This is a genomic window from Serratia sp. CY56464 (assembly GCF_052168435.1).
In the GTDB taxonomy this organism is placed as follows: Bacteria; Pseudomonadota; Gammaproteobacteria; order Enterobacterales; family Enterobacteriaceae; genus Serratia; species Serratia marcescens.
Genome location: NZ_JBJNMV010000008.1, coordinates 83,417 through 108,164 on the forward strand (window position 1 = coordinate 83,417; position 24,748 = coordinate 108,164).

Consider the following 24,748-nt stretch of genomic DNA (forward strand, 5'->3'; position numbering starts at 1 on the left):
TCCTTGTTCGATAAAATGCGCGCCGGTCGCGGCGCCTTGCCCAAACATGTTTCTCCGCCTTAGCCGAGAAAACCACGCTTTGCGCCGGGAAAAATCGCCCATTGCGAGCCAGATTCCGGGCGCCTGAACGTGCGGGACGGTGGTTGCATCAGGCTGCGAGCCGGCAGGCATCATGGAAGACAGCCCACTAAGGAACGTCGGGGGCTTATGAAAAACTGCCGAGCAGCGCGTGCGGATGACAATCGGCAAGATATCCCGCATGCCATAAGTATTTTGTTCTAATTATCACGCAAGGTAATGAAAGGACGGCGATGCTGTGGCTAAATGTGTTTTTTTCCTGCCCGTGAACCGTACGGACCGTTTATGCCACAAATTCTGCAATTTATTATGGCCCTGGTGGTGATCGTCGCCCTAGCGCTGCTGGTCAGCAATAATCGCAAGAAAATCCGCCTGCGCTATATCATCCAGCTGTTGGTGATCGAAGGCGCGCTGGCCTATTTCTTCCTGCACTCCGCCAGCGGGCTCAGCGTGATCAAGCACGTCGCCGGCTTCTTCGACACCCTGCTCGCCTACGCCGCCCAAGGGTCGGAGTTCGTGTTCGGCGGCATGAGCAAAGATGGCCTGGCGTTTATCTTCCTCGGCGTTTTGTGCCCTATCATCTTTATTTCCGCCCTGATCGGCATTTTGCAGCATTTCCGCATCCTGCCGCTGATCATCCGTCTGGTGGGCACCCTGCTGTCCAAGGTCAACGGCATGGGCAAGCTGGAATCGTTCAACGCCGTCAGCACGCTGGTGCTGGGGCAGTCGGAGAACTTCATCGCCTACAAGGGCATCATCGGCGACATCTCGCCGCGCCGCATGTACACCATGGCCGCGACCGCCATGTCGACGGTATCGCTCTCCATCGTCGGCGCCTACATGTCGATGATCGACGCGCAGTACGTGGTAGCGGCGTTGATCCTTAATATGTTCAGCACCTTCATCATCCTGTCGATCATCAACCCGTATCAGGTCGAAGACGAGCCGGAGCTGAAGCTGAACAAGCTGCACGAAGATCAGAGCTTCTTCGAAATGTTGGGCGAGTACATTCTGGCCGGCTTCAAAATTGCGATGATCATCGCGGCGATGCTGATCGGCTTTATCGCGCTGATCTCCGCCGTCAATGCGCTGTTCTCGGCAGTGCTCGGCATCAGCTTCCAGCAAATCCTCGGCTACGTGTTCTATCCGCTGGCCTGGCTGATCGGCATCCCGGCGGAGGAGGCCCTGAAGGCGGGCAGCATCATGGCGACCAAACTGGTGGCCAACGAATTCGTGGCGATGATTGAGCTGAAGAAGATCGCGGCGGAGCTGTCGCCGCGCGGGTTGGGCATTCTGTCGGTGTTCCTGGTGTCGTTCGCCAACTTCGCCTCCATCGGCATCGTCGCCGGCGCCATCAAGGGGCTGAACGAGCAGCAAGGCAACGTGGTTTCCCGTTTTGGCCTGAAGCTGGTTTACGGCTCGACGCTGGTGAGCCTGTTGTCGGCGGCCATCGCCGGCCTGGTGCTGTAATCCCCACTCCCGGCCACAGGGCCGGGAGTTCGCTTTAAAACGCCACGCACACCGGCGCATCCACCCGCATTACCGAATCCTGCGCAAACTGCTGCTTATAGCCGCTGCGCAGCGCCTCGATATTCGCCTCGCTCTCTTTGCCCGGCGCATGGATCAACAGCAGCGCCTTGCTGTTCTCGCGCGCCAGTTTGCCGTCGTGGCCCAGCCACTGGCCTTTGGCATCAAACACCGTCAGCCCGTCTTTAAAGCGCGGCGTCACCTGGCTATCGACGAAGGTTTGCCACTCGGCGGCGGTGATCGCCGGCCCCGCAGGGCGGTTCAGGCCGAAGTAGAGCGTTGTTTGCACCAGCGGATCACCGGTGCGGCAAACCGGGGCGGGTGACGTTGCCTGGTGGCCTGGCGCCACGCAGCCGCTCAGCAGCAGGGCGGCCACCACGGCGCCGGCGGCCAGTCTCGGGGAGTTTTTCATCTGCAATCTCGATTTTTCGGTTGAAGAATTCGCTGCAAAAATCATAGTCAGCGATGGAAATTAGCGCGAAATTTCTAATGCTTTCATTAACAGCCAGATGTTAAAAAAGGCTGGTTATCGGCAATAAAAACGGAGTTTGGATTAGCTATATTAATCCGAAACGCCATCGGTGAAAAAAACTCAGTGGCGCGCGTCCTCGGCGGCGATTACCCTGCCGGCCATCATTCTGACGCAAGTACGCTGTGAACCCCTTATGTTACTGAGCATCCTTTATATCATCGGCATCACCGCCGAAGCCATGACCGGCGCGCTGGCGGCCGGCCGCCGCCAAATGGACATGTTCGGCGTGATCATCATCGCCTCTGTCACCGCAATCGGCGGCGGGTCGGTGCGCGATATGTTGCTCGGGCATTTTCCATTGGGCTGGGTCAAACACCCGGAATACATCGTCATCGTCGCGATAGCGGCGATCGTCACCACCTGGGTGGCTCCCCTGATGCGCCATCTGCGCCGCCTGTTCCTGGTGCTCGACGCCGTCGGACTGATCGTTTTCTCGATCATCGGCGCCCAGGTGGCGCTGGATATGGGGCACAGCGCGATTATCGCCGCCATCGCCGCAGTGATCACCGGCGTCTTCGGCGGGGTGCTGCGCGATATGTTCTGCAACCGCATCCCGCTGGTTTTCCAGAAAGAGATCTACGCCGGCATCTCCTTCAGCGCCGCCTGGCTGTATATCGGCCTGCAGCACCTCAGCCTGCCGCACAATCTGGTGGTGATCCTCACGCTGGTCGCCGGCCTGAGCGCGCGTCTGATCGCCCTGCGCTTCCGCCTCGGCCTGCCGGTGTTCAACTACCAGCATCCGGATCACTGATCTCGGGGCGGCAACGCGCCGCCGCCGAGGCCAAAACTGCAAAAATGTCGCTCTTCAGCGCGCATATTCGCTCATTCGACGCTTTTTCCACGCAAAGCCGCGGGCAAAATGCGAGCTAACGCTGCACCCGGCGCGTTAGCCGTGTATACTGTGCGGAGAAAATACACATCCGCTGTTTTTGGCATATCAACCGTTATCAACGAACATCATCATGGCTCAAGGCACGCTTTATATTGTCTCTGCTCCCAGTGGCGCAGGTAAATCAAGTCTGATTCAGGCTTTGTTAAAGACGCAACCGCTGTACGACACGCAGGTTTCGGTTTCGCACACCACGCGCGACAGCCGCCCGGGTGAAAATCACGGCGAGCACTATTTCTTCGTCTCGAAAGACGAATTCCGCCGGATGATCGAGCAGGATGCGTTTCTTGAGCACGCCGAAGTGTTCGGCAACTATTACGGCACCTCGCGCGCCGCCATCGAACAAGTCTTGTCGACCGGCGTGGATGTGTTTCTGGATATCGACTGGCAGGGCGCGCAGCAAATCCGCGCCAAAATGCCGCAGGCGCGCAGCATCTTCATTCTGCCGCCGTCGAAGGAGGAACTGGGCCGTCGCCTGCGCGGGCGCGGGCAGGACTCCGAAGAGGTGATCGCCAAACGCATGGCTCAGGCCGTGGCGGAAATGACGCATTACGCGGAGTACGATTACCTGATCGTGAACGATGACTTCGATCTGGCGCTGTCCGATCTGAAGACCATCATTCGCGCCGAACGCCTGCGTTTGGGCCGCCAGTTGCTGCGGCATGACGCTTTAATCAGCAAACTATTGGCAGACTGAAGGCAGTTTCAGTATCATGCCCAGTCTTTTCGTCACCTGTGGAGTAGCACAAATATGGCACGCGTAACTGTTCAAGACGCTGTAGAGAAAATTGGTAACCGTTTTGACCTGGTGTTGGTCGCTGCTCGTCGGGCGCGTCAGATCCAGACCGGCGGCAAAGATGCACTGGTTCCGGAAGAGAACGACAAGTACACCGTTATCGCCCTGCGCGAAATCGAAGAAGGCCTGATCACCAGCCAGATCCTCGACGTGCGTGAGCGCCAGGAGCAGCAAGAGCAGGAAGCCGCAGAGATTCAAGCGGTTACCGCGATTGCTGAAGGTCGTCGTTAATTAGACAGCGAGTCCGCCTTGTACCTGTTTGAAAGCCTGAATCTGCTGATTCAACGTTACCTGCCCGAGGAGCAGATTAAGCGCCTCAAACAGGCATACCTCGTCGCGCGCGACGCGCACGAGGGCCAGACACGCTCCAGCGGTGAGCCCTACATTACTCACCCGGTCGCCGTGGCCTGCATCCTGGCGGAAATGCGTCTCGACCACGAGACGCTGATGGCGGCGTTGTTGCACGACGTCATCGAAGACACCCCGGCCACCTATCAAGATATGGAACAGCTGTTCGGCAAGAGCGTCGCCGAACTGGTTGAGGGCGTCTCCAAGCTCGACAAACTGAAGTTCCAGGACAAGAAAGAAGCGCAGGCGGAAAACTTCCGCAAGATGATCATGGCGATGGTGCAGGATATCCGCGTCGTGCTGATCAAGCTGGCCGACCGTACGCACAACATGCGCACCCTCGGTTCGCTGCGCCCCGACAAACGCCGGCGCATCGCGCGTGAAACCCTGGAAATCTACAGCCCCCTCGCCCACCGTCTGGGTATTCATCACCTGAAAACCGAGTTGGAAGAGCTGGGCTTCGAGGCGCTGTACCCAAACCGCTATCGCGTGATCAAGGAAGTGGTGAAAGCCGCGCGCGGCAATCGCAAAGAGATGATTCAAAAAATCCTCTCCGAGATCGAAGGGCGGCTGACCGAGGCCGGCATCGCCTGCCGCGTCAGCGGAAGGGAAAAACACCTCTACTCCATCTACCTCAAGATGCACCTGAAAGAACAGCGTTTCCATTCCATCATGGATATCTACGCGTTCCGGGTGATCGTGAAAGAGGTCGATACCTGCTACCGCGTACTCGGCCAGGTGCACAGCCTGTATAAACCGCGCCCGGGGCGGGTGAAAGATTACATCGCCATTCCCAAGGCCAACGGCTATCAATCGCTGCATACCTCGCTGATCGGCCCGCACGGCGTACCGGTCGAAGTGCAGATCCGCACCGAAGACATGGACCAGATGGCTGAGATGGGGGTGGCCGCGCACTGGGCTTACAAGGAAAGAGAACAGGGCGAAACCGGCACCACGGCGCAGATCCGCGCCCAACGCTGGATGCAAAGCCTGCTGGAGCTGCAGCAAAGCGCCGGCAGTTCGTTTGAATTTATCGAGAGCGTCAAATCCGATCTGTTCCCGGATGAGATTTACGTTTTCACCCCGGAAGGCCGCATCGTCGAGCTGCCCGCCGGCGCCACGCCGGTCGACTTCGCCTATGCGGTGCATACCGATATCGGCCATGCCTGCGTCGGCGCGCGCGTCGATCGTCAGCCATACCCGCTGTCACAGTCGCTGACCAGCGGCCAGACCGTCGAGATCATCACCGCACCGGGCGCGCGGCCCAACGCCGCCTGGCTGAACTTCGTGGTCAGCTCGAAAGCACGCGCCAAAATTCGCCAGATGTTGAAGAACCTCAAGCGCGATGACTCCGTTGGCCTCGGCCGCCGTCTGCTCAACCATGCGTTGGGCGGCAGCCGCAAGCTGGCCGAAATCCCGCAGGAAAACATTCAGCACGAGCTGGACCGCATGAAGCTGGCAACGCTGGACGATCTGCTGGCGGAAATCGGCCTCGGCAACGCCATGAGCGTGGTGGTGGCGAAGAATCTGCAGGGCGATCAGTCCAGCCTAGGCACCACCTCCGGCGTGCGTAACCTGGCCATCAAGGGCGCCGACGGCGTGTTGATCACCTTCGCCAAGTGCTGCCGTCCGATTCCGGGCGACCCGATTATCGCTCACGTCAGTCCGGGCAAAGGGCTGGTGATCCACCATGAATCTTGCCGCAATATTCGCGGCTATCAGAAAGAGCCTGAGAAGTTCATGGCGGTTGAGTGGGATAAAGAGACCGAGCAGGAGTTCATCGCCGAGATCAAGGTGGATATGTTTAACCACCAGGGCGCGCTGGCCAACCTGACGGCGGCGATCAACGCGGCCGAGTCCAATATTCAGAGCCTGAACACCGAAGAGAAAGACGGTCGGGTTTATAGCGCCTTTATCCGCTTGACCACCCGCGATCGCATCCATTTGGCAAACATTATGCGTAAAATCCGTATCATGCCGGATGTGATCAAAGTTAACCGCAACCGAAACTAGCGCTTATGAGTCCTGAACGCTATGCGCGGATTTGTGAAATGCTTGCGACCCGGCAGCCGGATCTGACGGTCTGCCTGGAGCAGGTGCACAAGCCGCATAACGTCTCCGCCATTATCCGCACCGCCGACGCCGTCGGCGTGCATCAGGTCCACGCCGTGTGGCCCACCACCCGCATGCGCACCCTGGTTTCCTCCGCCGCCGGCAGCAACAGCTGGGTCAGCGTTAAAACCCATCCCACCATCGGCGACGCGGTCGGTCACCTGAAAGCGCAGGGCATGCAAATTCTGGCCACCAACCTGTCTGCGCGCGCGGTCGATTTCCGCGAGGTGGACTACACCCGGCCAACCTGCGTGCTGCTCGGCCAGGAAAAAACCGGCATCACCGAAGAAGCGCTGGCGCTCGCCGATCAAGACATCGTCATTCCGATGATCGGCATGGTGCAATCGCTCAACGTCTCCGTGGCTTCGGCGCTGATCCTGTATGAGGCGCAGCGCCAGCGGCAAAACGCCGGCCTGTACCGCCGCGACAACAGCATGTTGGACGAAGAAGAGCAGCAGCGTCTGCTGTTCGAAGGCGGCTATCCGGTGCTGGCCAACGTGGCCAAGCGCAAGGGGCTGCCGCGTCCGCAGATCGACGAACAGGGCCAGGTGGTCGCCAGCGCCGAATGGTGGGCGGCCATGCAGGCGACGGTGCGCAAATGAAAGGCCGCCTGCTGGATGCTGTCCCACTCACCACGCTTTCCGGGGTTGGCGCCAGCCAGGCGGGCAAACTGGCCAAGCTTGGCCTCGACACCATTCAGGATCTGCTGCTGCACCTGCCGCTGCGCTACGAAGACCGCACCCGCCTCTACCCGATCAACGATCTGCTGCCGGGCATCTACGCCACGGTAGAAGGGGAAGTGCTGCGCAGCGACATCAGCTTCGGCCGCCGCCGCATGCTGACCTGCCAGATCAGCGACGGCACCGGCATCCTCACCATGCGGTTCTTCAACTTCAACGCCGCAATGAAAAACAGCCTGGCCACCGGCCGCCGCGTGACCGCCTACGGCGAGATCAAACGCGGCAACCACGGCGCGGAGATCATCCATCCGGAATACCGTATTCAGGGCGAAACCAGCGAGGTTGAGCTGCAGGAGTCGCTGACGCCGGTTTACCCCACCACCGAAGGGGTGCGGCAGGCCACGCTGCGCAAGCTGACCGATCAGGCGCTGGCGCTGCTGGATACCTGCGCCATCGCCGAGCTGCTGCCGCCGGAGCTGAGCGGCGGCCTGATGAGCCTGCCGCAGGCGCTGCACACCCTGCACCGCCCGCCGCCGGACATCCAGCTGGCGGATCTGGAGCTGGGCAAACACCCGGCGCAAAAGCGTCTGATCCTCGAAGAGCTGCTGGCGCATAACCTCAGCATGCTGGCGGTGCGCGCCGGCGCGCAGAGCTATCAGGCGCAGCCGCTGCTGCCGGACGATCGGCTGAAAAACCGTTTTCTCGCCCAGTTGCCGTTCTCGCCGACCGGCGCGCAAACGCGCGTGGTGGCCGACATCGAAGCCGATATGCAAAAAGACTTCCCGATGATGCGGCTGGTGCAGGGCGACGTCGGCTCCGGCAAAACGCTGGTGGCGGCGCTGGCGGCGCTTCGCGCCATCGCGCACGGCAAGCAGGTGGCGCTGATGGCGCCGACCGAGCTGCTGGCCGAACAGCATGCCAACAACTTCCGCCAGTGGTTCGAACCGCTGGGGTTGGAAGTCGGCTGGCTGGCCGGCAAGCAGAAAGGCAAGGCGCGCATTGCACAGCAGGAAGCCATCGCCAGCGGCCAGGTGTCGATGGTGGTCGGCACCCACGCCATCTTCCAGGAGCAGGTGCAGTTCAACGGCCTGGCGCTGGTGATCATCGATGAGCAGCACCGCTTCGGGGTGCATCAGCGGCTGGCGCTGTGGGAGAAAGGCGAAGAGCAAGGCTTCCACGCCCATCAGCTGATCATGACCGCCACGCCGATCCCGCGCACGCTGGCAATGACCGCCTACGCCGATCTCGATACCTCGGTCATCGACGAGCTGCCGCCGGGCCGTACGCCGGTGACCACTGTCGCCATTCCCGATACCCGCCGCGCCGACATCATTCAGCGGGTGAAAAGCGCCTGTCTGGAAGAGGGGCGACAGGCTTACTGGGTGTGCACGCTGATCGAAGAGTCCGAGCTGCTGGAAGCGCAGGCGGCGGAAGCCACTTGGGAAGAATTGAAAACCGCGCTGCCGGAGCTGAAGGTAGCGCTGGTGCACGGCCGCATGAAAGCGCAGGAAAAGCAGGCGGTGATGCAGGCGTTTAAACAGGGCGAGCTGCAGCTGTTGGTCGCCACCACGGTGATCGAAGTCGGCGTCGACGTGCCGAACGCCAGCCTGATGATCATCGAAAACCCGGAACGGCTGGGCCTGGCGCAGCTGCACCAGCTGCGCGGCCGCGTAGGACGCGGCGCCGTGGCCTCACACTGCGTGTTGCTGTACAAAACGCCGCTGAGCAAAACCGCGCAAACACGCCTGCAAGTGCTGCGCGACAGCAACGACGGCTTCGTCATCGCGCAGCGCGATCTGGAGATCCGCGGCCCGGGCGAGCTGCTGGGCACCCGCCAGACCGGCAGCGCCGAATTCAAGGTGGCGGATCTGCTGCGCGACCAGGCGATGATCCCCGAAGTGCAGCGCGTCGCTCGCCATCTCCATCAGCACTATCCGGAACACGCCCAGGCGCTGATCGAACGCTGGCTGCCGGAGAAGGCGCGCTACTCCAACGCATAAAAAAGGGCGCCTGCGGCGCCCTTTTCGTGATGACTCGCGATATCACCCCACCGCCGGGAACACCGGCAGCAGCAGATACAGCTTGATGACGATGGCGTTGGCGATATCGATAAAGAACGCCCCCACCATCGGCACCACCAGAAACGCCAGATGCGACGGGCCGAAGCGATCGGTGATCGCCTGCATGTTGGCGATCGCCGTCGGCGTGGCGCCCATGCCGAAGCCGCAGTGGCCGGCGGCCAGCACCGCCGCGTCGTAGTTCTTGCCCATCACCCGGTAAGTAACAAAGATCGCGTACAGCGCCATCACCAGCGTCTGCACCGCCAGGATCGCCAGCATCGGCAACGCCAGCGAAGCCAGCTCCCACAGGCGCAGGCTCATCAACGCCATCGCCAGGAACAGCGACAGGCTGACATTACCCAGCACCGATACCGCACGTTCGAACACGGTATAGAAACCGGTGAAGGCCAGGGTGTTGCTGAGGATCACCCCGACGAACAGCACGCAAACGAAGTTAGGCAGCTCAAACACCGTACCGTTCAGCAGGCCGGCAATCAGCTGCCCCAGGCTCAGACAGATGGCGATCATGGCGATGGTTTCGATCATCACCAGCGAGGTGATCAGGCGACCGCTTTCCGGCTTCTCGAAACCGCTCGGCTGCACGCTGTCTTCCGGGGTGCCTTCCGGCGTAGAGGAGTGTTTGACCAGATAGCGCGCCACCGGGCCGCCGATCAGGCCGCCCAGCACCAGGCCGAAGGTGGCGCAGGCCATGGCGACTTCCGTCGCGTTTTCAAAGCCGTAGCGCTCGATGAACAGCTTGCTCCAGGCCGCCCCGGTGCCGTGGCCGCCCGACAGGGTGATCGACCCGGCGATCAGGCCCATCAGCGGATCCAACCCCAGCATTTTCGCCATGCCGATGCCGATGGCGTTCTGCACCAGCAGCAGCCCCAGCACCACGAACAGGAATACCATCAGCGCCTTGCCGCCGGCGCGCAACCGCGCCAGGTTGGCGTTCAGGCCGATGGTGGCGAAGAAGGCCAGCATCAGCGGATCCTTCAGCGACATGTCAAAGCTGATTTCCCAGTTGGCGAACTTTTTCAGGGCTAACAGCAGGAGGGCCACCAGCAAACCGCCGGCGACGGGAGCGGGAATGGTATATTTTCGCAGCAGGGGAATGCTTCTGACGCACTTGCCTCCGAGAAGCAAAACCAGCGTCGCCGCGACTAACGTGCCATAAGTATCAAGATGAAACATCCAGGTACTCCATGTAAGGGAAAAGATCCAAATAAAAATAATAAGTTATAGAAAACCACTTAGTTTTTAAACTTGATGAGTGCAGGATTAGAAGTAAAAAACGCTGAGATGACAAGAAAAAATGAATGAAAATGCGACATAAACGAGAAAGCCGGCAACATAATATTTAGGCGCAACCGTTTGCTTTTGCGGGGCGGCGCATTAAAATGCCTGCTTTGCCGTATCTGGAAACGCCACACCATGAGCATGTCATCCTCCGAGCTTGATGCCGCACGCCAAACCGCCTCTGAACCCCGCGCCAGCGAACTGATTTATCGCCTCGAAGACCGCCCGCCGCTGCCGCAAACGCTGTTTGCCGCCGGCCAGCACCTGTTGGCGATGTTCGTTGCGGTGATCACTCCGGCGCTGCTGATCTGCCAGGCGCTGGGTCTGCCGGCGCAGGATACCCAACACATCATCAGCATGTCGCTGTTCGCTTCCGGTCTGGCTTCCATTCTGCAAATCAAAACCTGGGGGCCGGTGGGCTCCGGGCTGTTGTCGATTCAGGGCACCAGCTTCAACTTCGTTTCGCCATTGATCATGGGTGGCCTGGCGCTGAAAAACGGCGGCGCCGACGTGCCGACCATGATGGCCGCGCTGTTCGGCACCCTGATGGTCGCTTCTTGCACCGAAATTTTACTGTCGCGCGTGCTGCATCTGGCGCGCCGCATCATCACCCCGCTGGTTTCCGGCATCGTGGTGATGATCATTGGCCTGTCGCTGATTCAGGTCGGTCTGACCTCGATCGGCGGCGGTTATGCCGCGATGAACGATCACAGCTTCGGCTCACCGAAAAACCTGCTGCTGGCCGGCGCGGTGCTGGCGGTCATCATCCTGCTGAACCGCCAGCGCAACCCTTACCTGCGCGTCGCTTCGCTGGTGATCGCCATGGCGGTCGGTTATCTGTTGGCCTGGGCGATGGACATGCTGCCCGCCGACGCACCGGCAGCTCCAACGGCGGCGATCACCATCCCCACGCCGCTCTATTACGGCCTGGGCTTCGACTGGAACCTGCTGCTGCCGCTGATGCTGATCTTTATGGTCACCTCGCTGGAAACCATCGGCGACATCACCGCCACTTCCGACGTCTCCGAGCAGCCTGTCAGCGGGCCGCTGTACATGAAGCGCCTGAAGGGCGGCGTACTGGCCAACGGCCTGAACTCGATGCTGTCGGCGGTATTCAACACCTTCCCCAACTCCTGCTTCGGCCAGAACAACGGCGTGATCCAGCTGACCGGCGTCGCCAGCCGCTATGTCGGCTTCGTGGTGGCGCTGATGCTGATCGCGCTGGGGCTGTTCCCGGCGGTGGCCGGCTTCGTGCAGCACATCCCCGAGCCGGTACTGGGCGGCGCGACCATCGTGATGTTCGGCACCATCGCCGCCTCCGGCGTGCGCATCGTGTCGCGCGAGCGCCTGAACCGCCGCGCCATCATGATCATGGCGCTGTCGCTGGCCGTCGGCATGGGCGTCTCCCAGCAGCCGCTGATCCTGCAGTTCGCGCCGGACTGGCTGAAAACCCTGCTCTCTTCCGGCATCGCCGCCGGCGGCATTACCGCCATCGTGCTGAACCTGGTGTTCCCGCAGGAACACGAGAAAAAGTAACCCGCCCATTGGCGTTCAAACGGCCGCTTGCGGCCGTTTTTTATTGTCTATCAGACCATTGCCCTTGAGATGCCCAGCCAATTGCGGCATAAACAGGGTATCTTTTTTGACCGATGCGGATGTAGACGATGAAATTTATCGGAAAGCTGTTGCTGACGTTGCTGCTGCTGATCGTGCTGGCGGTGGTGCTGCTGTACCTGGTCGGGCAAACCCGCTGGGCGGCAGGCCGCCTGAGCGCCTGGATCAGCGACAACAGCGAATACCGCCTGTCGATAGGAAAAATCACCCATTCGTGGCGCCAACCGGACCAGATCGCTCTGGAAGACGTGCACCTGGCGCGCAGCGGCCAGCCGCAGGCGCTGGCCGCCAAACGCGTCGATCTCGGCCTCAGCCTGCGCCAAATCACCGAACCGCGCTATTTCCACAGCGTCACGCTGCGTGACGGCACGCTGAACGTGCAGCCGCAGACTGCGGCGCTGCCTGTACAGGCCGACGTGCTGCAACTGAGCAACATGGCGCTGCAATCCAACGATAACGCGTGGCAGCTCAACGCGCAGCAGGTCAATGCCGGCATCACGCCGTGGCGCCCGCTGGCCGGCCATCTGCTGGGGGACAACAATCAGTTCCAGTTCAGCGCCGGTTCGATGACGCTGAACGGCATCCCCGCTTCGAAGGTGTTGGTGCAGGGGGAGCAAAAGCAGGGTCAGCTGCTGTTGAACAATTTCGGCGCCGATCTGGCGCAGGGCGACCTGACCGGCGTAGCCAGCCGCGCCACCGACGGCAGTTGGCAGGTGGATCGCCTGCGGCTGAGCGGCGTGCGCCTGCAGACCCCGATGACGTTGGCGGAATTCATGCGGCGCTTTACCGCCCTGCCGCCGGTCACCCTCAAGCGTTTCGATCTGATCGACGCGCGCCTGGAAGGCAAGGCGTGGGCGTTTAACGATCTCGATCTGTCGCTGCAAAACGTCAGCATCGAAAAAGGCGACTGGCGCAGCGAAGACGGCTCGCTCAACGCCAATGCCAGTGATGTGATCAACGGCGGTTTCCACCTGATCGACCCGATCGCCACCCTGCGCCTCTCCTCCGCCGGCATCGCCATTCAGCAGTTCACCACCCGTTGGGAAGGCGGGCTGCTGCGCACCTCCGGCAATTGGCTGCGCGCCGGCAAACGCCTGCAGCTGGATGAAGTGGCCATGGCGGCGCTGGAGTACACCCTGCCTATCGACTGGCGCGAGCTGTGGCTGAAACCGCTGCCGGACTGGCTGGCCGAGGTGTACGTCACCAAGCTGACCACCAACCGCAATCTGATCATCGACATCAACCCGGCGTTCCCGTTCCAGATCACCGCGCTGGACGGTTATGGCAGCAACCTGCTGCTGGCGCGCGACCACCAGTGGGGCATATGGTCCGGTTCGCTGAACCTGAACGGCAGCGAGGCGACCTTCAACAAGATCGACGTGCGGCGCCCTTCGCTGGCGCTGAACGCCGACGCCAGCCAGATCGCCGTCACCGAACTCAGCGCCTTCATGCCTAATGGGTTGCTTGAGGCCAAAGCGACCGTCGATCAGTTGCCGGGCAAGCCGTTCCAGCTGATGCTGCACGGCCGCTCGGTACCGCTCAATACCTTGCAGCAATGGGGATGGCAGCCGGTGCCGCTGACGGGCGACGGCAACCTTGAGCTGCAGTTGAAAGGGCTGCTGAACAGCGACGGGCCGTTCAAAGCTTCATTGAAGGGGACTCTGCAAGCCACCGCCGGCGACGGCCAGACGGTGAACCAACAGCTGCCGTAATGCACTGCGCGGCCCGCCCTCAGGCAGGGCCGCCGCCTTACTCCTCCAGCGCTTCAGAGCCGCCCTGATCCAGCGGTACATCCGGCTCGGCCGGCAGCACCATGTAAGTGCCTTCGAACACCGCGCCCTTATCCTCATCGCCGAACAGATGCACTTCGGCGTGCACGCGCGCGCGGCGGCCGCGCGCCAGACGCGCCAAATCACCGCTCAGCGAACCGAGATCCGCCACCGCCCGCGGCCTGCCGGTGATCGGTTTGCTGTAGCGAATGTGCGCGTCCGCCAGAATGATGGTGCCGCCGAGATGGCGCTCGCGCAACAGCAGCCAAATCAGCCCCCAAGCGGTCAGCGTCGCCAGTGAGAACAGGCTGCCGGCAAACAGCGTATGGTGCGGATTCTGGTTGCCGATCTCCGGCATGGTGGTGACGAAGCGCTGGCCGGTGTATTGGCTGATGCGCACGCCCATCTTTTCGCTCAGCGGGATATGTTCATACCAGGCCTGCTGCAATTGGCCGCACCAGTCGGGGCGATGCAGGATATCGTCCAGCGTCGCCACCGGTTTAATCATCAAGAAGTGACGGATCGGGGTGGTCTGCGGCGCGGTGATCTCGCCCTGATTGACGAACCCCAGCTTGGCGAAGAAATCCACCGCGTCTTCACGGGCGCTGCACACTACCCGCTTCACGCCTTCCTGCCGCGCGACGGACTCCAGCGTTATCGCTACCAGCGTCCCGAGCCCTTTATCCTGCAACGTCGGGTCTACCGCCAGAAAACGGATCGCCGCCTCGTTGTCGGCATTGATGTACAGCCGCCCGATGGCGACGATTTTACCGGCCTCGTCCACCACCATTTGGTGATGGGCCATGGCGTCATAGGCATCCTTTTCCGAACCCACCGGCTGGTGCAGCGGCTTGCGCAGCATTTCCCAGCGAAACTGGTAATATTCCTTCAGTTCTTGCTCTGTTACGGGTACTCGTAGGTGATACATAGACGCCTGTTCTCCGAATGCTTAGACCTGTAGCCAGAATGTCACCGGACCATCGTTGACCAGCGCCACCTGCATGTCGGCGGCGAACTCGCCGGTCTGGGTCTCTACGCCGCGTTCGCGGCATTGGCCAACAAAATATTGATACAACCGATCGGCGACCAAAGGCGCGGCGCCGCGCGAGAAGCTGGGCCGCATGCCCTTCTGGGTGTCCGCCGCCAGGGTGAACTGCGAAACGACCAGCACGCTGCCCCCGGCCTGCTGGACGTTGAGGTTCATCTTGTCGTTCTCGTCGCCGAAAATGCGGTATCCCAACACGCGTTCGCACAAGCGCTGCGCTTTTTGCTCGTTATCGCCCTGCTCCACGCCCAATAACACTAACAAACCGGGGCCAATCTTGCCTACCGTCTCGCCACCCACCGTGACGCTGGCGTTTAACACCCGTTGAATCAACGCAATCATTCCTGCTGCCCTTCTGGTTTTGGTTCCTGTTGCTCCGCCTTCTGCCGGCGGTAGTCGCGGTATTCGCCGATGGTCACGGTGATTTCCGCGCCGAGTAACACGATACACCAGCTCCAGTAGACCCACAGGAATAAAATCGGGATCACCGCCAGCACGCCGTAAATCAGCTGATAGGAAGGGAACATGGTGACGTACAGCGCGAATCCCTTCTTGCCCAGCTCGAACAGCAATCCGGCCACCACCGCGCCGATCAGCGCGTCTTTGGGCGGCACGCGCACCGTCGGCACGATGCAATACAGCAACCAGAAGGAGATGCACGACAAAATCAGCGGGAAAATGCGCAGCACCTGATCCACCAGCCCGTTAACCCCGGTCTGCGCCAGCCAGTTGAGCGACAGCAGGTAGGAGCTGATGGCCATGCTGGCGCCCACCAGCAGCGGCCCCAACGTCAGCACCATCCAGTACACGGCGAAGGAGAAGACGATCGGCCGTTTGTTCTTGCTGCGCCAGATGGTGTTCAGCACGCTGTCCACCGAGGAGATCAGCAACAGCGCGGTAACAATCAGCCCGCAGGTGCCGACGGCGGTCATCTTGTTGGAGTTGGCGACGAACTGCTCCAGGTAGTTCTGGATCACATTGCCGGCGGCCGGCACGAAATTGGCAAAAACAAAGCGCTTCAGCTGTTCGCTGATGTCGGCAAACATCGGGAAAGCGGCGAACAGCGCGAACACCACGGTGACCAACGGCACCAGCGACAGCAGAGAAACATAGGCGAGATGGCCCGCCAGCATCGTCAGGCCATCGTTGTCGATGCGCTGGTACAGCAAACGCCCAAAAGTAACGCCGGGCTTAATCGCAGGGGGCAGCTTCTTGCGGCGGAAAAACGACATGGTCACTCCTTGATGTCCGTTGATACGCCTTAAGCTTAACGCGCCCTGCGCTCATTGGGCAAAATAGGCCGGCACCACGTCGCGATCGGTGACGTGCACCGTCTTGATCCCCAGCGCCTGCGCGGCGAGGACGTTCGCCGGGTGATCGTCGAAGAACACCGCGTCGGCGGCGGCGGTGTTTTCCGCGGCCAGCACATGTTGATAGATATCGGCCTCCGGCTTGCGCATGCCGAGATCTTGCGACAAATAGAGATGATCGGCGGCGGCGGCCACTTCAGGATAGTGCTGCGGCCAGTAGTTGCAGTGCAGACGGTTGGTGTTCGACAGCACCACCACCCGGTGGCCTTCGTTGCGCAGGCGCTGCATGATGTCGATCACTTCCGGACGCAGCGCGACGAATACCGCCTGCCAGCCGGTGGCGAATTGTTCGAAGCTGAGCGCGATGCCCATTTCATCGCACAGCTTGCCGGCGAAGTCTTCGTCGCTGATTTCACCGCGCTCATGTTGCTGGAACACCTCACCCATGGCGAAACGATCGGACAGCACCGCCAACGGCGTGCCGCTCAAATTGCTCCACACGCCCAGCACACGCTTGAAATCGATATCGACGATCACATTACCTAAATCAAAGATATACAGCATAGTCCTCTCCTGATGGGCCGGTGAGATTTCACTGTAGCGGGAAAAGGAACAGCTGAACAGGGAGCGAACGGAAAAGCGCATAGCGCGCCGCACAAACGGGGAACAACAGAGGAAAAAACTCAGGGCGCGAGAACCGCGCCCTAAGCATGAGACACTCAATCAGCGATTAAGCGTCTTTTGGACCGCGGCTGGCACGCTTACGATCGTTTTCCGTCAGGTGACGCTTACGGATACGGATCGAGGTTGGCGTCACTTCTACCAGTTCGTCGTCATCGATGAACTCCAGAGCTTGCTCCAGGGTCATTTTGATGGCCGGAACCAGGGTAGTCGCTTCGTCAGTACCGGAAGCACGCATGTTGGTCAGCTTCTTACCGGTCAGGCAGTTTACGGTCAGGTCGTTGGAACGTGAGTGAATACCGATGATCTGGCCTTCATACACTTCCGCACCGTGGCCCAGGAACAGCTTGCCGCGATCCTGCAGGCCGAACAGCGCGAACGCGACCGCTTTGCCCTGGCCGTTGGAGATCAGCACGCCGTTCTGACGCTGGCCCACTTCGCCCGGACGCACGTCGTCGTAGTGGCTGAAGGTGGAGTACAGCAGACCGGTACCCGAAGTCATGGTCATGAATTCGTTACGGAAGCCGATCAGACCGCGGCTTGGGATCACGTAGTCGAGACGCACGCGGCCCTTACCGTCCGGATCCATGTTTTTCAGGTCGGCTTTACGCTCGCCCATCGCCTGCATCACGGAACCCTGATGCTGCTCTTCGATATCCAGCGTCACGTTCTCGAATGGCTCCTGCTTGCGGCCATCGATTTCGCGGAAGATAACTTTCGGACGGGAAACCGCCAGTTCGAAACCTTCACGGCGCATGTTTTCGATCAGCACCGACAGGTGCAGCTCGCCACGACCGGATACGCGGAAGGCATCCGCATCGTCGGTTTCTTCAACGCGCAGCGCCACGTTGTGTACCAGCTCTTTGTTCAGACGGTCAAGGATCTGACGCGACGTCACGTACTTGCCTTCTTTACCGCAGAACGGCGAGGTGTTGACGTTGAAGAACATGGTGACGGTCGGTTCGTCGACGGACAGCGCCGGCAGCGCTTCTACGGCGTTGGTGTCGCAGATGGTGTCGGAGATGTTCAGCTCGCCCAGGCCGGTGATGGCGATGATGTCGCCCGCTTCCGCCAGGGTGCTGTCGATACGCTCCAGACCCAGGTGACCCAGCACTTTACCCACTTTACCGTTGCGAGTTTTGCCTTCGCTGTCGATGATGGTGACCTGCTGGTTCGGCTTCACTTTACCGCGCTTGATGCGGCCGATGCCGATAACGCCCAGGTAGTTGTTGTAGTCCAACTGGGAGATCTGCATCTGGAATGGCGCTTCCAGCTCAACCTGCGGCGCAGACACGTGGTCGACGATCGCCTGATACAGCGGGGTCATGTCTTCCGCCATGTCGGTGTGGTCGACGCCGGCGATGCCGTTCAGCGCAGAAGCGTAGATGATCGGGAAGTCGAGCTGCTCGTCGGTCGCGTCGAGGTTCACGAACAGGTCGAACACCTGATCCACAACCCAGTCAGGGCGCGCGCCAGGACGGTCAACCTTGTTGATGACCACGATCGGCTTCAGACCATTGGCGAAGGCCTTCTTGGTCACGAAGCGGGTTTGCGGCATAGGGCCATCCATTGCATCCACAACCAGCAGCACCGAGTCAACCATCGACATCACGCGCTCTACCTCGCCGCCGAAGTCGGCGTGTCCTGGGGTATCCACGATGTTGATACGGTAACCGTTCCAATTAATGGCGGTGTTTTTTGCGAGGATGGTAATCCCACGCTCTTTCTCCAAATCGTTGGAGTCCATTACGCGTTCGGTGGCTTCCGCACGCTCTCCGAAAGTACCGGATTGTTGCAGCAGCTTATCAACCAGGGTGGTTTTACCATGGTCAACGTGGGCAATAATGGCGATGTTACGCAAATTTTCGATCACAGCTTTGCCTCGGGCATTAGAAATAGCGCGCTATTGTACACGTATTAAGCGAGGGACTAAACAAGATCACAACCATCTCTTATAAACAACCGCGTACCGGTCAGTTTGTGATCCCTTTCACGGTGCAAAAAGCCGCAATCGTTGCACTTTTGCACCATTTCAGTGCCCTCGCTCACTCCAACTGCACCATTTCGGTGCAATTTATCACTGATGGTGCATACTGGGGTTGGGTAAAACCCGCGCAGAAAGGCGATGAAAGCCTTTTTTAAAAGTTGGCACGCTTTTCGCTTTAGTCTTTTCAAGGCGAAAAAAGCCAGTTCCACAGATTCGTTCCACGACGACGACAATGATAAACCGGGAGAGTTAAGTATGTCCGCTGAACACGTTTTGACGATGCTGAATGAGCATGAAGTGAAATTCGTAGACCTGCGTTTCACTGACACCAAGGGTAAGGAACAGCACGTGACTATCCCGGCTCACCAGGTAAACGCCGACTTCTTCGAAGAAGGTAAAATGTTTGACGGCTCCTCTATCGGTGGTTGGAAGGGCATCAACGAATCTGACATGGTGCTGATGCCGGACGCCAGCACGGCGGTTCTGGATCCATTCTTCGAAGAACCTACGCTGATCATTCGCTGCGACATTCTCGAGCCGGGCACCATGCAAGGCTATGATCGCGACCCGCGCTCCATTTCCAAACGCGCCGAAGACTTCCTGCGCTCCTCCGGCATCGCGGACACCGTGCTGTTCGGGCCAGAGCCTGAGTTCTTCCTGTTCGACGACATCCGCTTCGGCAGCAGCATCCGCGGTTCCCACGTGGCGATCGACGATATCGAAGGCGCCTGGAACTCCGGCACAAAATACGACGGCGGCAACAAAGGCCACCGTCCGGCGGTGAAAGGCGGTTACTTCCCGGTTCCACCGGTCGACTCTTCGCAGGATCTGCGTTCCACCATGTGTCTGACCATGGAAGAGATGGGCCTGGTGGTTGAAGCGCACCACCACGAAGTGGCGACCGCCGGTCAGAACGAAGTGGCGACCCGCTTCAACACCATGACCAAGAAAGCCGACGAAATTCAGATCTACAAGTACGTAGTGCACAACGTGGCGCACGCCTTCGGTAAAACCGCGACCTTCATGCCGAAGCCTATGTTCGGCGACAACGGTTCCGGCATGCACTGCCATATGTCGCTGTCCAAGAACGGTACCAACCTGTTCGCCGGCGACAAATACGGCGGCCTGTCTGAAACCGCGCTGTTCTACATCGGCGGCATCATCAAGCACGCCAAGGCGATCAACGCGCTGGCCAACCCGACCACCAACTCGTACAAACGTCTGGTGCCGGGCTACGAAGCGCCGGTGATGCTGGCTTACTCCGCCCGTAACCGCTCCGCGTCCATCCGTATCCCGGTGGTCGCCAGCCCGAAAGCGCGCCGCATCGAAGCCCGCTTCCCGGATCCGGCGGCTAACCCATACCTGTGCTTCGCCGCGCTGCTGATGGCCGGCCTGGACGGCATCATCAACAAGATCCACCCTGGCGACGCCATGGACAAAAACCTGTACGACCTGCCGCCGGAAGAAGAAGCCGAGATCCCAAAAGTGGCCGGCTCGCTGGACGAGGCGATGGCCGCACTGAACGAAGACCGCGAGTTCCTGACCCGCGGCGGCGTGTTCACCGACGATGCGATCGATGCCTACATCGAACTGCGCAAAGAAGAGATGGACCGCATTCGCATGACGCCACACCCGGTCGAGTTCGAACTGTACTACAGCGTCTAAGTTCTACCCGCGCCGTCTGCCCTGGCGGATGGCGCCCACAATTTTTGTTATCGCTTTTTTGTTGCCGTGGAAACTTTCAGCCCATCTTCGGATGGGTTTTTTTCTCCACCGTATTTTCTGCAAAACTATTCCATACCGTGTCGATCCCGGATGGAGTAGGATAGATGCACTAAAAAGGTGCAGGAGTCTGCTGTATGGCAACTGGCAAGCTGCCCGATGCTGGGCAGATCCTCAATTCACTCATCAACAGCATCCTGCTGTTGGATGACTCACTGGCGGTTCACTACGCCAACCCGGCGGCACAGCAGCTGCTGGCGCAAAGCTCCCGCAAGCTGTTCGGTACGCCGCTGCCCGATTTGCTCGGTTATTTTTCGCTGAACGTCTCTTTGATGCGCGAAAGCCTGCGCGCCGGGCAGGGCTTCACCGATAACGAAGTGACCCTGGTGGTCGACGGCCGCGCGCATATCCTTTCCCTGACCGCTCAGGCGCTGCCGGAAGGCTATATCCTGGTCGAACTGGCGCCGATGGACAATCAGCGCCGCCTGAGCCAGGAACAGCTGCAGCATGCCCAACAGGTGGCGGCCCGCGATCTGGTGCGCGGTTTGGCGCACGAAATCAAAAACCCGCTGGGCGGCCTGCGGGGCGCGGCGCAGCTGCTGGCCAAGGCGCTGCCCGATCCGGCGCTGACCGAATACACCAAGGTGATCATTGAGCAGGCCGATCGGCTGCGCAATCTGGTGGATCGCCTGCTCGGGCCGCAACGGCCCGGCCAGCACATCACCCAAAGCATCCATCAGGTCGCGGAGCGCGTCTGCCAACTGGTGTCGCTGGAAATGCCGGATAACGTCACGCTGGTGCGCGACTACGATCCGAGCCTGCCGGAAATGGCCCACGATCCGGATCAGATAGAACAGGTGCTGCTGAACATCACCCGCAATGCGCTGCAGGCGTTGGGCGAGGCGGGCGGCACCATCACGCTGCGCACCCGCACCGCGTTTCAGATTACGTTGCACGGCACCCGCTACCGACTGGCGGCGCGCATCGACGTCGAAGACGACGGCCCCGGCGTGCCGGCGCAGCTGCAGGACACGCTGTTCTACCCGATGGTCAGCGGCCGTGAAGGCGGTACCGGCCTGGGATTATCCATCGCCCGCAATCTGATCGATCAGCATTGCGGAAAAATTGAATTCAACAGTTGGCCAGGTCATACCGAATTCTCGGTCTACCTGCCCATTCGTCAGTGAGGTTTGCAATGCAACGAGGGATAGTCTGGATCGTCGATGACGATAGCTCCATCCGCTGGGTGCTTGAGCGCGCGCTCACCGGCGCGGGCCTGAGCTGCGCCACCTTCGAAGGCGGCAATGACGTGCTGGAAGCCTTGGCCACGCAAACTCCCGACGTGCTGCTGTCCGATATCCGCATGCCGGGCATTGATGGTCTGGCGCTGCTCAAGCAGATCAAACAGCGTCACCCGATGCTGCCGGTGATCATCATGACCGCGCATTCGGATTTGGACGCCGCCGTCAGCGCTTACCAGCAAGGGGCCTTCGACTACCTGCCGAAGCCGTTCGACATCGACGAAGCGGTGGCGCTGGTCGATCGCGCCATCAGCCATTATCAGGAACAGCAGCAGCCGGTGCGCAGCCAGCCGGCCAGCGATCCGGCGGCGGACATCATCGGCGAGGCGCCGGCGATGCAGGACGTGTTTCGCATCATCGGCCGGCTCTCGCGTTCGTCGATCAGCGTGCTGATCAACGGCGAATCCGGCACCGGTAAAGAGCTGGTGGCGCATGCGCTGCACCGCCACAGCCCGCGCGCCAAATCACCGTTCATCGCCCTGAACATGGCCGCTATTCCCAAGGATCTGATCGAGTCCGAGCTGTTCGGCCACGAGAAAGGCGCCTTCACCGGCGCGAACCAAATCCGCCAGGGGCGCTTTGAACAGGCCGACGGCGGCACGCTGTTCCTCGACGAGATCGGCGATATGCCGCTCGACGTGCAAACGCGCCTGCTGCGGGTGCTGGCGGACGGCCAGTTCTACCGGGTCGGCGGCTATGCGCCGGTGAAGGTCGACGTGCGCATCATCGCCGCCACGCACCAGAACCTGGAGCTGCGGGTACAGGAAGGCAAGTTCCGCGAGGATCTGTTCCACCGCCTGAACGTGATCCGCGTACACCTGCCGCCGCTGCGCGAGCGCCGTGAAGACATCCCGCGGCTGGCGCGCCACTTCCTGCAGATCGCCGCCAAAGAGCTGGGCGTCGAGGCCAAGAACCTGCATCCGGAAACCGAAACTGCGCTGACTCGCCTGCCCTGGCCGGGCAACGTGCGCCAGTTGGAGAACACCTGCCGCTGGCTGACGGTGATGGCCGCCGGCCAGGAAGTGCTGATTCAGGATCTGCCGGGTGAGCTGTTCGAAACCGCCGCGCCGGAGAGCCCCAGCCACAGTCTGCCGGACAGCTGGGCCACGCTGCTGGCGCAGTGGGCCGATCGCGCGCTGCGTTCCGGTCATCAAAACCTGCTATCGGAAGCCCAGCCGGAAATGGAGCGCACGCTGCTCACCACCGCCCTGCGCCACACCCAGGGGCACAAACAGGAAGCCGCGCGCCTGCTGGGCTGGGGGCGCAATACCCTCACCCGCAAGCTTAAAGAGCTGGGCATGGAATAGGAACGGGGATGGATGATGAAAAACGCAGTCCGGCGCACAAAAAAACGCCAACCGCAGGCTTTACAGCCGGTGCGGGCGCAGTATGATCGTGTCGCACACTCTGGAGGTTGACGATGCTGGACTCATTCATCGCATTCATTTCTCAGGGCGCGGAGCTGGGCTCCGCCGCCAGCCACACTCCGCAGGCGGCGGTCGCCGCGGTGCTGTGCGCCGCGCTGATTAACTTCTTCAGTTAAAAAAACAGCCGCATCAGCGGCTGTTTTTTCATCCTCAGATCACCCGAGAGAACTGCTGGCTGCGCGCCTGTTGCCGCAGATAGCGGTCGAAACACATGCAGATATTGCGGATCAGCAGGCGCCCGCGCGGCGTAACGCGAATGCCTTGCTCATCGCGCTCCACCAGCCCATCGCGTTCAAACGGCGCCAGCAGCTGCAGGTCTTCGGCGAAATAGGCGGTGAAATCGATGCCGTATTGCCGTTCAAGCGGCTGATACGCCAACCGGAAGTTGCAGATCAGCGTTTTGATCAGATCGCGCCGCAAGCAATCGTCATCCGTCAGCGCCAGCCCGCGCCACAGGGCGTTGCCCTGCGCAGATACGCTGTCATAGTAATGCTTCAGCTCTTTCTGGTTCTGCGCATAGCTGTCGCCGAGCATGCTGATGGCCGACACGCCCAGCCCCAGCAGATCGCTGTCGCCCTGAGTGGTGTAGCCCTGGAAATTGCGGTGCAGTTTGCCTTCGCGTTGGGCGATCGCCAGCTCATCGTCCGGATGTGCAAAGTGATCCATACCGATGAACTGATAGCCGGCGTCAGTCAGGAACGCGATGCTCTGCTGCAAGATATCCAACTTCTGCTGAGCGCTGGGCAGATCGGCGTCTTTGATTTTGCGCTGGGCGGCGAACAAATTCGGCATATGCGCGTAGTTGAACACGCTGAGGCGATCGGGATTCAGTTCGGCCACCCGCTGCAGCGTGAAAGCGAAGCTTTCCGGCGTCTGTTTCGGCAGGCCGTAGATCAGATCGATATTGGTCGAGCGAAAGCCCAGCGCTTTGGCCCGTTCGATCAGAGCGAAGATGAAGGCTTCGTCCTGCTCGCGGTTGACCAACTGCTGCACCTGCTTGTTGAAATCCTGCACCCCCATGCTCAAACGGTTAAAGCCTTCGGCGCGTAAATGATCGAGCACATCCAGCTCTATCTCGCGCGGATCGACTTCGATCGACATCTCCGCATCGGGCAGAAAATCAAAATGTTCGCGCAGCAGCGCCACCAGCCGGCTGATTTGCGCTTTGTCCAGGTAGGTTGGCGTACCGCCGCCCCAGTGCATCTGGCCAACCTTGCGGCCGGCGAACAGCGGCGCACGGCTGGCGATCTCTTGCGCCAAAACGTTCAGGTATTCGTCGGCCTTGTGCGTCTGGCGCGTCACCAGCTTGTTGCAGCCGCAGAAATAGCAAAGCTTATGGCAGAAAGGGATATGCACGTACAGCGACAGCGGCCGCTCAGGGTAGCGCGCCGCGGCGCGTTGAAACGCCGCTTCGTCGTAGCGCTGGTTAAACTCCAGCGCCGTGGGGTATGAGGTATAACGCGGCCCTGAGTAGTTATATTTTTGGATCAGGGCCAAATCCCAGACAATCGTCTGCTCTGACATGCTCACTCCTTCCGATATCTTTTTCTACCGGGCCGGGAGAGGGGCGG

21 protein-coding genes are annotated in these 24,748 nt (G+C 60.5%); 13 read left to right on the forward strand and 8 right to left on the reverse strand.

What is annotated here, in order from left to right; genetic code table 11:
* The first annotated feature begins 363 nt into the window (after positions 1-363).
* Positions 364-1,548, forward strand: a complete 1,185-nt coding sequence (locus ACJ8KE_RS22960; RefSeq protein WP_028128070.1) for a NupC/NupG family nucleoside CNT transporter — start codon at positions 364-366, stop codon at positions 1,546-1,548.
* A gap of 34 nt (positions 1,549-1,582) precedes the next feature.
* On the opposite strand, the gene ACJ8KE_RS22965 is transcribed toward ACJ8KE_RS22960, so the two are convergent.
* Complete coding sequence (locus tag ACJ8KE_RS22965; protein ID WP_049299565.1) at positions 1,583-2,017, reverse strand: DUF3574 domain-containing protein; 435 nt, start codon at positions 2,015-2,017, stop codon at positions 1,583-1,585.
* Positions 2,018-2,270: 253 nt separating this feature from the next.
* On the opposite strand from ACJ8KE_RS22965, the gene ACJ8KE_RS22970 reads away from it, so the two are divergent.
* The 6 genes from ACJ8KE_RS22970 to recG all read left to right on the forward strand — a co-directional run bounded on the left by ACJ8KE_RS22970 (position 2,271) and on the right by recG (position 8,962).
* Complete coding sequence (locus ACJ8KE_RS22970; RefSeq protein WP_025304704.1) at positions 2,271-2,888, forward strand: trimeric intracellular cation channel family protein; 618 nt, start codon at positions 2,271-2,273, stop codon at positions 2,886-2,888.
* Positions 2,889-3,099: 211 nt separating this feature from the next.
* Positions 3,100-3,723 carry a guanylate kinase gene (gmk, locus tag ACJ8KE_RS22975; RefSeq protein WP_033636481.1) on the forward strand — a complete coding sequence of 208 codons (624 nt, stop codon included), beginning with the start codon at positions 3,100-3,102 and terminating at the stop codon, positions 3,721-3,723.
* 54 nt (positions 3,724-3,777) lie between these two features.
* Complete coding sequence (gene rpoZ / locus ACJ8KE_RS22980; protein ID WP_004931221.1) at positions 3,778-4,053, forward strand: DNA-directed RNA polymerase subunit omega; 276 nt, start codon at positions 3,778-3,780, stop codon at positions 4,051-4,053.
* An 18-nt stretch (positions 4,054-4,071) separates the two neighbouring features.
* Entirely contained in the window at positions 4,072-6,183 is a 2,112-nt protein-coding gene (spoT, locus tag ACJ8KE_RS22985) for a bifunctional GTP diphosphokinase/guanosine-3',5'-bis pyrophosphate 3'-pyrophosphohydrolase (RefSeq protein ID WP_015379445.1), read from the forward strand.
* 5 nt (positions 6,184-6,188) lie between these two features.
* Positions 6,189-6,884, forward strand: coding sequence for a tRNA (guanosine(18)-2'-O)-methyltransferase TrmH (gene trmH / locus ACJ8KE_RS22990; RefSeq protein WP_033639122.1), 696 nt, complete (start codon positions 6,189-6,191; stop codon positions 6,882-6,884).
* Complete coding sequence (recG, locus tag ACJ8KE_RS22995) at positions 6,881-8,962, forward strand: ATP-dependent DNA helicase RecG (protein ID WP_115436657.1); 2,082 nt, start codon at positions 6,881-6,883, stop codon at positions 8,960-8,962. The genes trmH and recG overlap by 4 nt, the downstream gene beginning before the upstream one ends.
* Before the next feature lie 42 nt (positions 8,963-9,004).
* Here the strand turns inward: recG and gltS are convergent, their stop codons facing one another.
* Entirely contained in the window at positions 9,005-10,216 is a 1,212-nt protein-coding gene (gene gltS, locus ACJ8KE_RS23000) for a sodium/glutamate symporter (RefSeq protein WP_025304708.1), read from the reverse strand.
* Between the two features lie 240 nt (positions 10,217-10,456).
* Between gltS and ACJ8KE_RS23005 the strand changes: the two genes are divergently transcribed.
* Both ACJ8KE_RS23005 and ACJ8KE_RS23010 read left to right on the forward strand, forming a co-directional pair.
* Positions 10,457-11,857, forward strand: coding sequence for a nucleobase:cation symporter-2 family protein (locus ACJ8KE_RS23005; protein WP_033645176.1), 1,401 nt, complete (start codon positions 10,457-10,459; stop codon positions 11,855-11,857).
* Positions 11,858-11,985: 128 nt separating this feature from the next.
* Complete coding sequence (locus ACJ8KE_RS23010) at positions 11,986-13,647, forward strand: AsmA family protein (RefSeq protein WP_442517378.1); 1,662 nt, start codon at positions 11,986-11,988, stop codon at positions 13,645-13,647.
* Positions 13,648-13,684: 37 nt separating this feature from the next.
* Here the strand turns inward: ACJ8KE_RS23010 and fabY are convergent, their stop codons facing one another.
* The 5 genes from fabY to typA all read right to left on the reverse strand — a co-directional run bounded on the left by fabY (position 13,685) and on the right by typA (position 18,613).
* A complete protein-coding gene (fabY, locus tag ACJ8KE_RS23015) occupies positions 13,685-14,632 on the reverse strand; it encodes a fatty acid biosynthesis protein FabY (protein ID WP_025304711.1) in 948 nt (315 codons plus the stop codon).
* Between the two features lie 21 nt (positions 14,633-14,653).
* Positions 14,654-15,091, reverse strand: coding sequence for a D-aminoacyl-tRNA deacylase (gene dtd / locus ACJ8KE_RS23020; protein WP_016929644.1), 438 nt, complete (start codon positions 15,089-15,091; stop codon positions 14,654-14,656).
* Positions 15,088-15,981, reverse strand: a complete 894-nt coding sequence (locus ACJ8KE_RS23025) for a virulence factor BrkB family protein (RefSeq protein WP_016929643.1) — start codon at positions 15,979-15,981, stop codon at positions 15,088-15,090. The genes dtd and ACJ8KE_RS23025 overlap by 4 nt, the downstream gene beginning before the upstream one ends.
* 51 nt (positions 15,982-16,032) lie before the next feature.
* Complete coding sequence (gene yihX, locus ACJ8KE_RS23030; RefSeq protein ID WP_004931242.1) at positions 16,033-16,623, reverse strand: glucose-1-phosphatase; 591 nt, start codon at positions 16,621-16,623, stop codon at positions 16,033-16,035.
* 166 nt (positions 16,624-16,789) lie between these two features.
* Positions 16,790-18,613 carry a ribosome-dependent GTPase TypA gene (gene typA / locus ACJ8KE_RS23035; RefSeq protein ID WP_004931243.1) on the reverse strand — a complete coding sequence of 608 codons (1,824 nt, stop codon included), beginning with the start codon at positions 18,611-18,613 and terminating at the stop codon, positions 16,790-16,792.
* 369 nt (positions 18,614-18,982) lie between these two features.
* On the opposite strand from typA, the gene glnA reads away from it, so the two are divergent.
* The 4 genes from glnA (at position 18,983) to ACJ8KE_RS23055 (ending at position 23,293) form a co-directional block, all read left to right on the forward strand.
* Positions 18,983-20,392, forward strand: coding sequence for a glutamate--ammonia ligase (gene glnA / locus ACJ8KE_RS23040; RefSeq protein ID WP_004931244.1), 1,410 nt, complete (start codon positions 18,983-18,985; stop codon positions 20,390-20,392).
* Positions 20,393-20,586: 194 nt separating this feature from the next.
* Positions 20,587-21,636, forward strand: coding sequence for a nitrogen regulation protein NR(II) (gene glnL, locus ACJ8KE_RS23045; RefSeq protein WP_004931246.1), 1,050 nt, complete (start codon positions 20,587-20,589; stop codon positions 21,634-21,636).
* Positions 21,637-21,644: 8 nt separating this feature from the next.
* Entirely contained in the window at positions 21,645-23,057 is a 1,413-nt protein-coding gene (gene glnG, locus ACJ8KE_RS23050) for a nitrogen regulation protein NR(I) (RefSeq protein ID WP_141971886.1), read from the forward strand.
* A gap of 113 nt (positions 23,058-23,170) precedes the next feature.
* Positions 23,171-23,293 (forward strand): YshB family small membrane protein, encoded by a 123-nt coding sequence (locus tag ACJ8KE_RS23055; RefSeq protein WP_004931250.1) that lies wholly within the window; start codon positions 23,171-23,173, stop codon positions 23,291-23,293.
* A gap of 34 nt (positions 23,294-23,327) precedes the next feature.
* On the opposite strand, the gene hemN is transcribed toward ACJ8KE_RS23055, so the two are convergent.
* Positions 23,328-24,701, reverse strand: a complete 1,374-nt coding sequence (gene hemN / locus ACJ8KE_RS23060) for an oxygen-independent coproporphyrinogen III oxidase (protein ID WP_049299559.1) — start codon at positions 24,699-24,701, stop codon at positions 23,328-23,330.
* Positions 24,702-24,748: the final 47 nt, after the last annotated feature.

Excerpts from the sequence above, each read along its gene's own strand:
- ACJ8KE_RS22960 (WP_028128070.1), top strand. The coding sequence starts at position 364 with ATGCCACAAATTCTGCAATTTATTATGGCCCTGGTGGTGATCGTCGCC.
- ACJ8KE_RS22965 (WP_049299565.1), bottom strand. The coding sequence starts at position 2,017 with ATGAAAAACTCCCCGAGACTGGCCGCCGGCGCCGTGGTGGCCGCCCTG.
- ACJ8KE_RS22970 (WP_025304704.1), top strand. The coding sequence starts at position 2,271 with ATGTTACTGAGCATCCTTTATATCATCGGCATCACCGCCGAAGCCATG.
- gmk (WP_033636481.1), top strand. The coding sequence starts at position 3,100 with ATGGCTCAAGGCACGCTTTATATTGTCTCTGCTCCCAGTGGCGCAGGT.
- rpoZ (WP_004931221.1), top strand. The coding sequence starts at position 3,778 with ATGGCACGCGTAACTGTTCAAGACGCTGTAGAGAAAATTGGTAACCGT.
- trmH (WP_033639122.1), top strand. The coding sequence starts at position 6,189 with ATGAGTCCTGAACGCTATGCGCGGATTTGTGAAATGCTTGCGACCCGG.
- recG (WP_115436657.1), top strand. The coding sequence starts at position 6,881 with ATGAAAGGCCGCCTGCTGGATGCTGTCCCACTCACCACGCTTTCCGGG.
- gltS (WP_025304708.1), bottom strand. The coding sequence starts at position 10,216 with ATGTTTCATCTTGATACTTATGGCACGTTAGTCGCGGCGACGCTGGTT.
- ACJ8KE_RS23005 (WP_033645176.1), top strand. The coding sequence starts at position 10,457 with ATGAGCATGTCATCCTCCGAGCTTGATGCCGCACGCCAAACCGCCTCT.
- ACJ8KE_RS23010 (WP_442517378.1), top strand. The coding sequence starts at position 11,986 with ATGAAATTTATCGGAAAGCTGTTGCTGACGTTGCTGCTGCTGATCGTG.
- fabY (WP_025304711.1), bottom strand. The coding sequence starts at position 14,632 with ATGTATCACCTACGAGTACCCGTAACAGAGCAAGAACTGAAGGAATAT.
- dtd (WP_016929644.1), bottom strand. The coding sequence starts at position 15,091 with ATGATTGCGTTGATTCAACGGGTGTTAAACGCCAGCGTCACGGTGGGT.
- ACJ8KE_RS23025 (WP_016929643.1), bottom strand. The coding sequence starts at position 15,981 with ATGTCGTTTTTCCGCCGCAAGAAGCTGCCCCCTGCGATTAAGCCCGGC.
- yihX (WP_004931242.1), bottom strand. The coding sequence starts at position 16,623 with ATGCTGTATATCTTTGATTTAGGTAATGTGATCGTCGATATCGATTTC.
- glnA (WP_004931244.1), top strand. The coding sequence starts at position 18,983 with ATGTCCGCTGAACACGTTTTGACGATGCTGAATGAGCATGAAGTGAAA.
- glnL (WP_004931246.1), top strand. The coding sequence starts at position 20,587 with ATGGCAACTGGCAAGCTGCCCGATGCTGGGCAGATCCTCAATTCACTC.
- glnG (WP_141971886.1), top strand. The coding sequence starts at position 21,645 with ATGCAACGAGGGATAGTCTGGATCGTCGATGACGATAGCTCCATCCGC.
- ACJ8KE_RS23055 (WP_004931250.1), top strand. The coding sequence starts at position 23,171 with ATGCTGGACTCATTCATCGCATTCATTTCTCAGGGCGCGGAGCTGGGC.
- hemN (WP_049299559.1), bottom strand. The coding sequence starts at position 24,701 with ATGTCAGAGCAGACGATTGTCTGGGATTTGGCCCTGATCCAAAAATAT.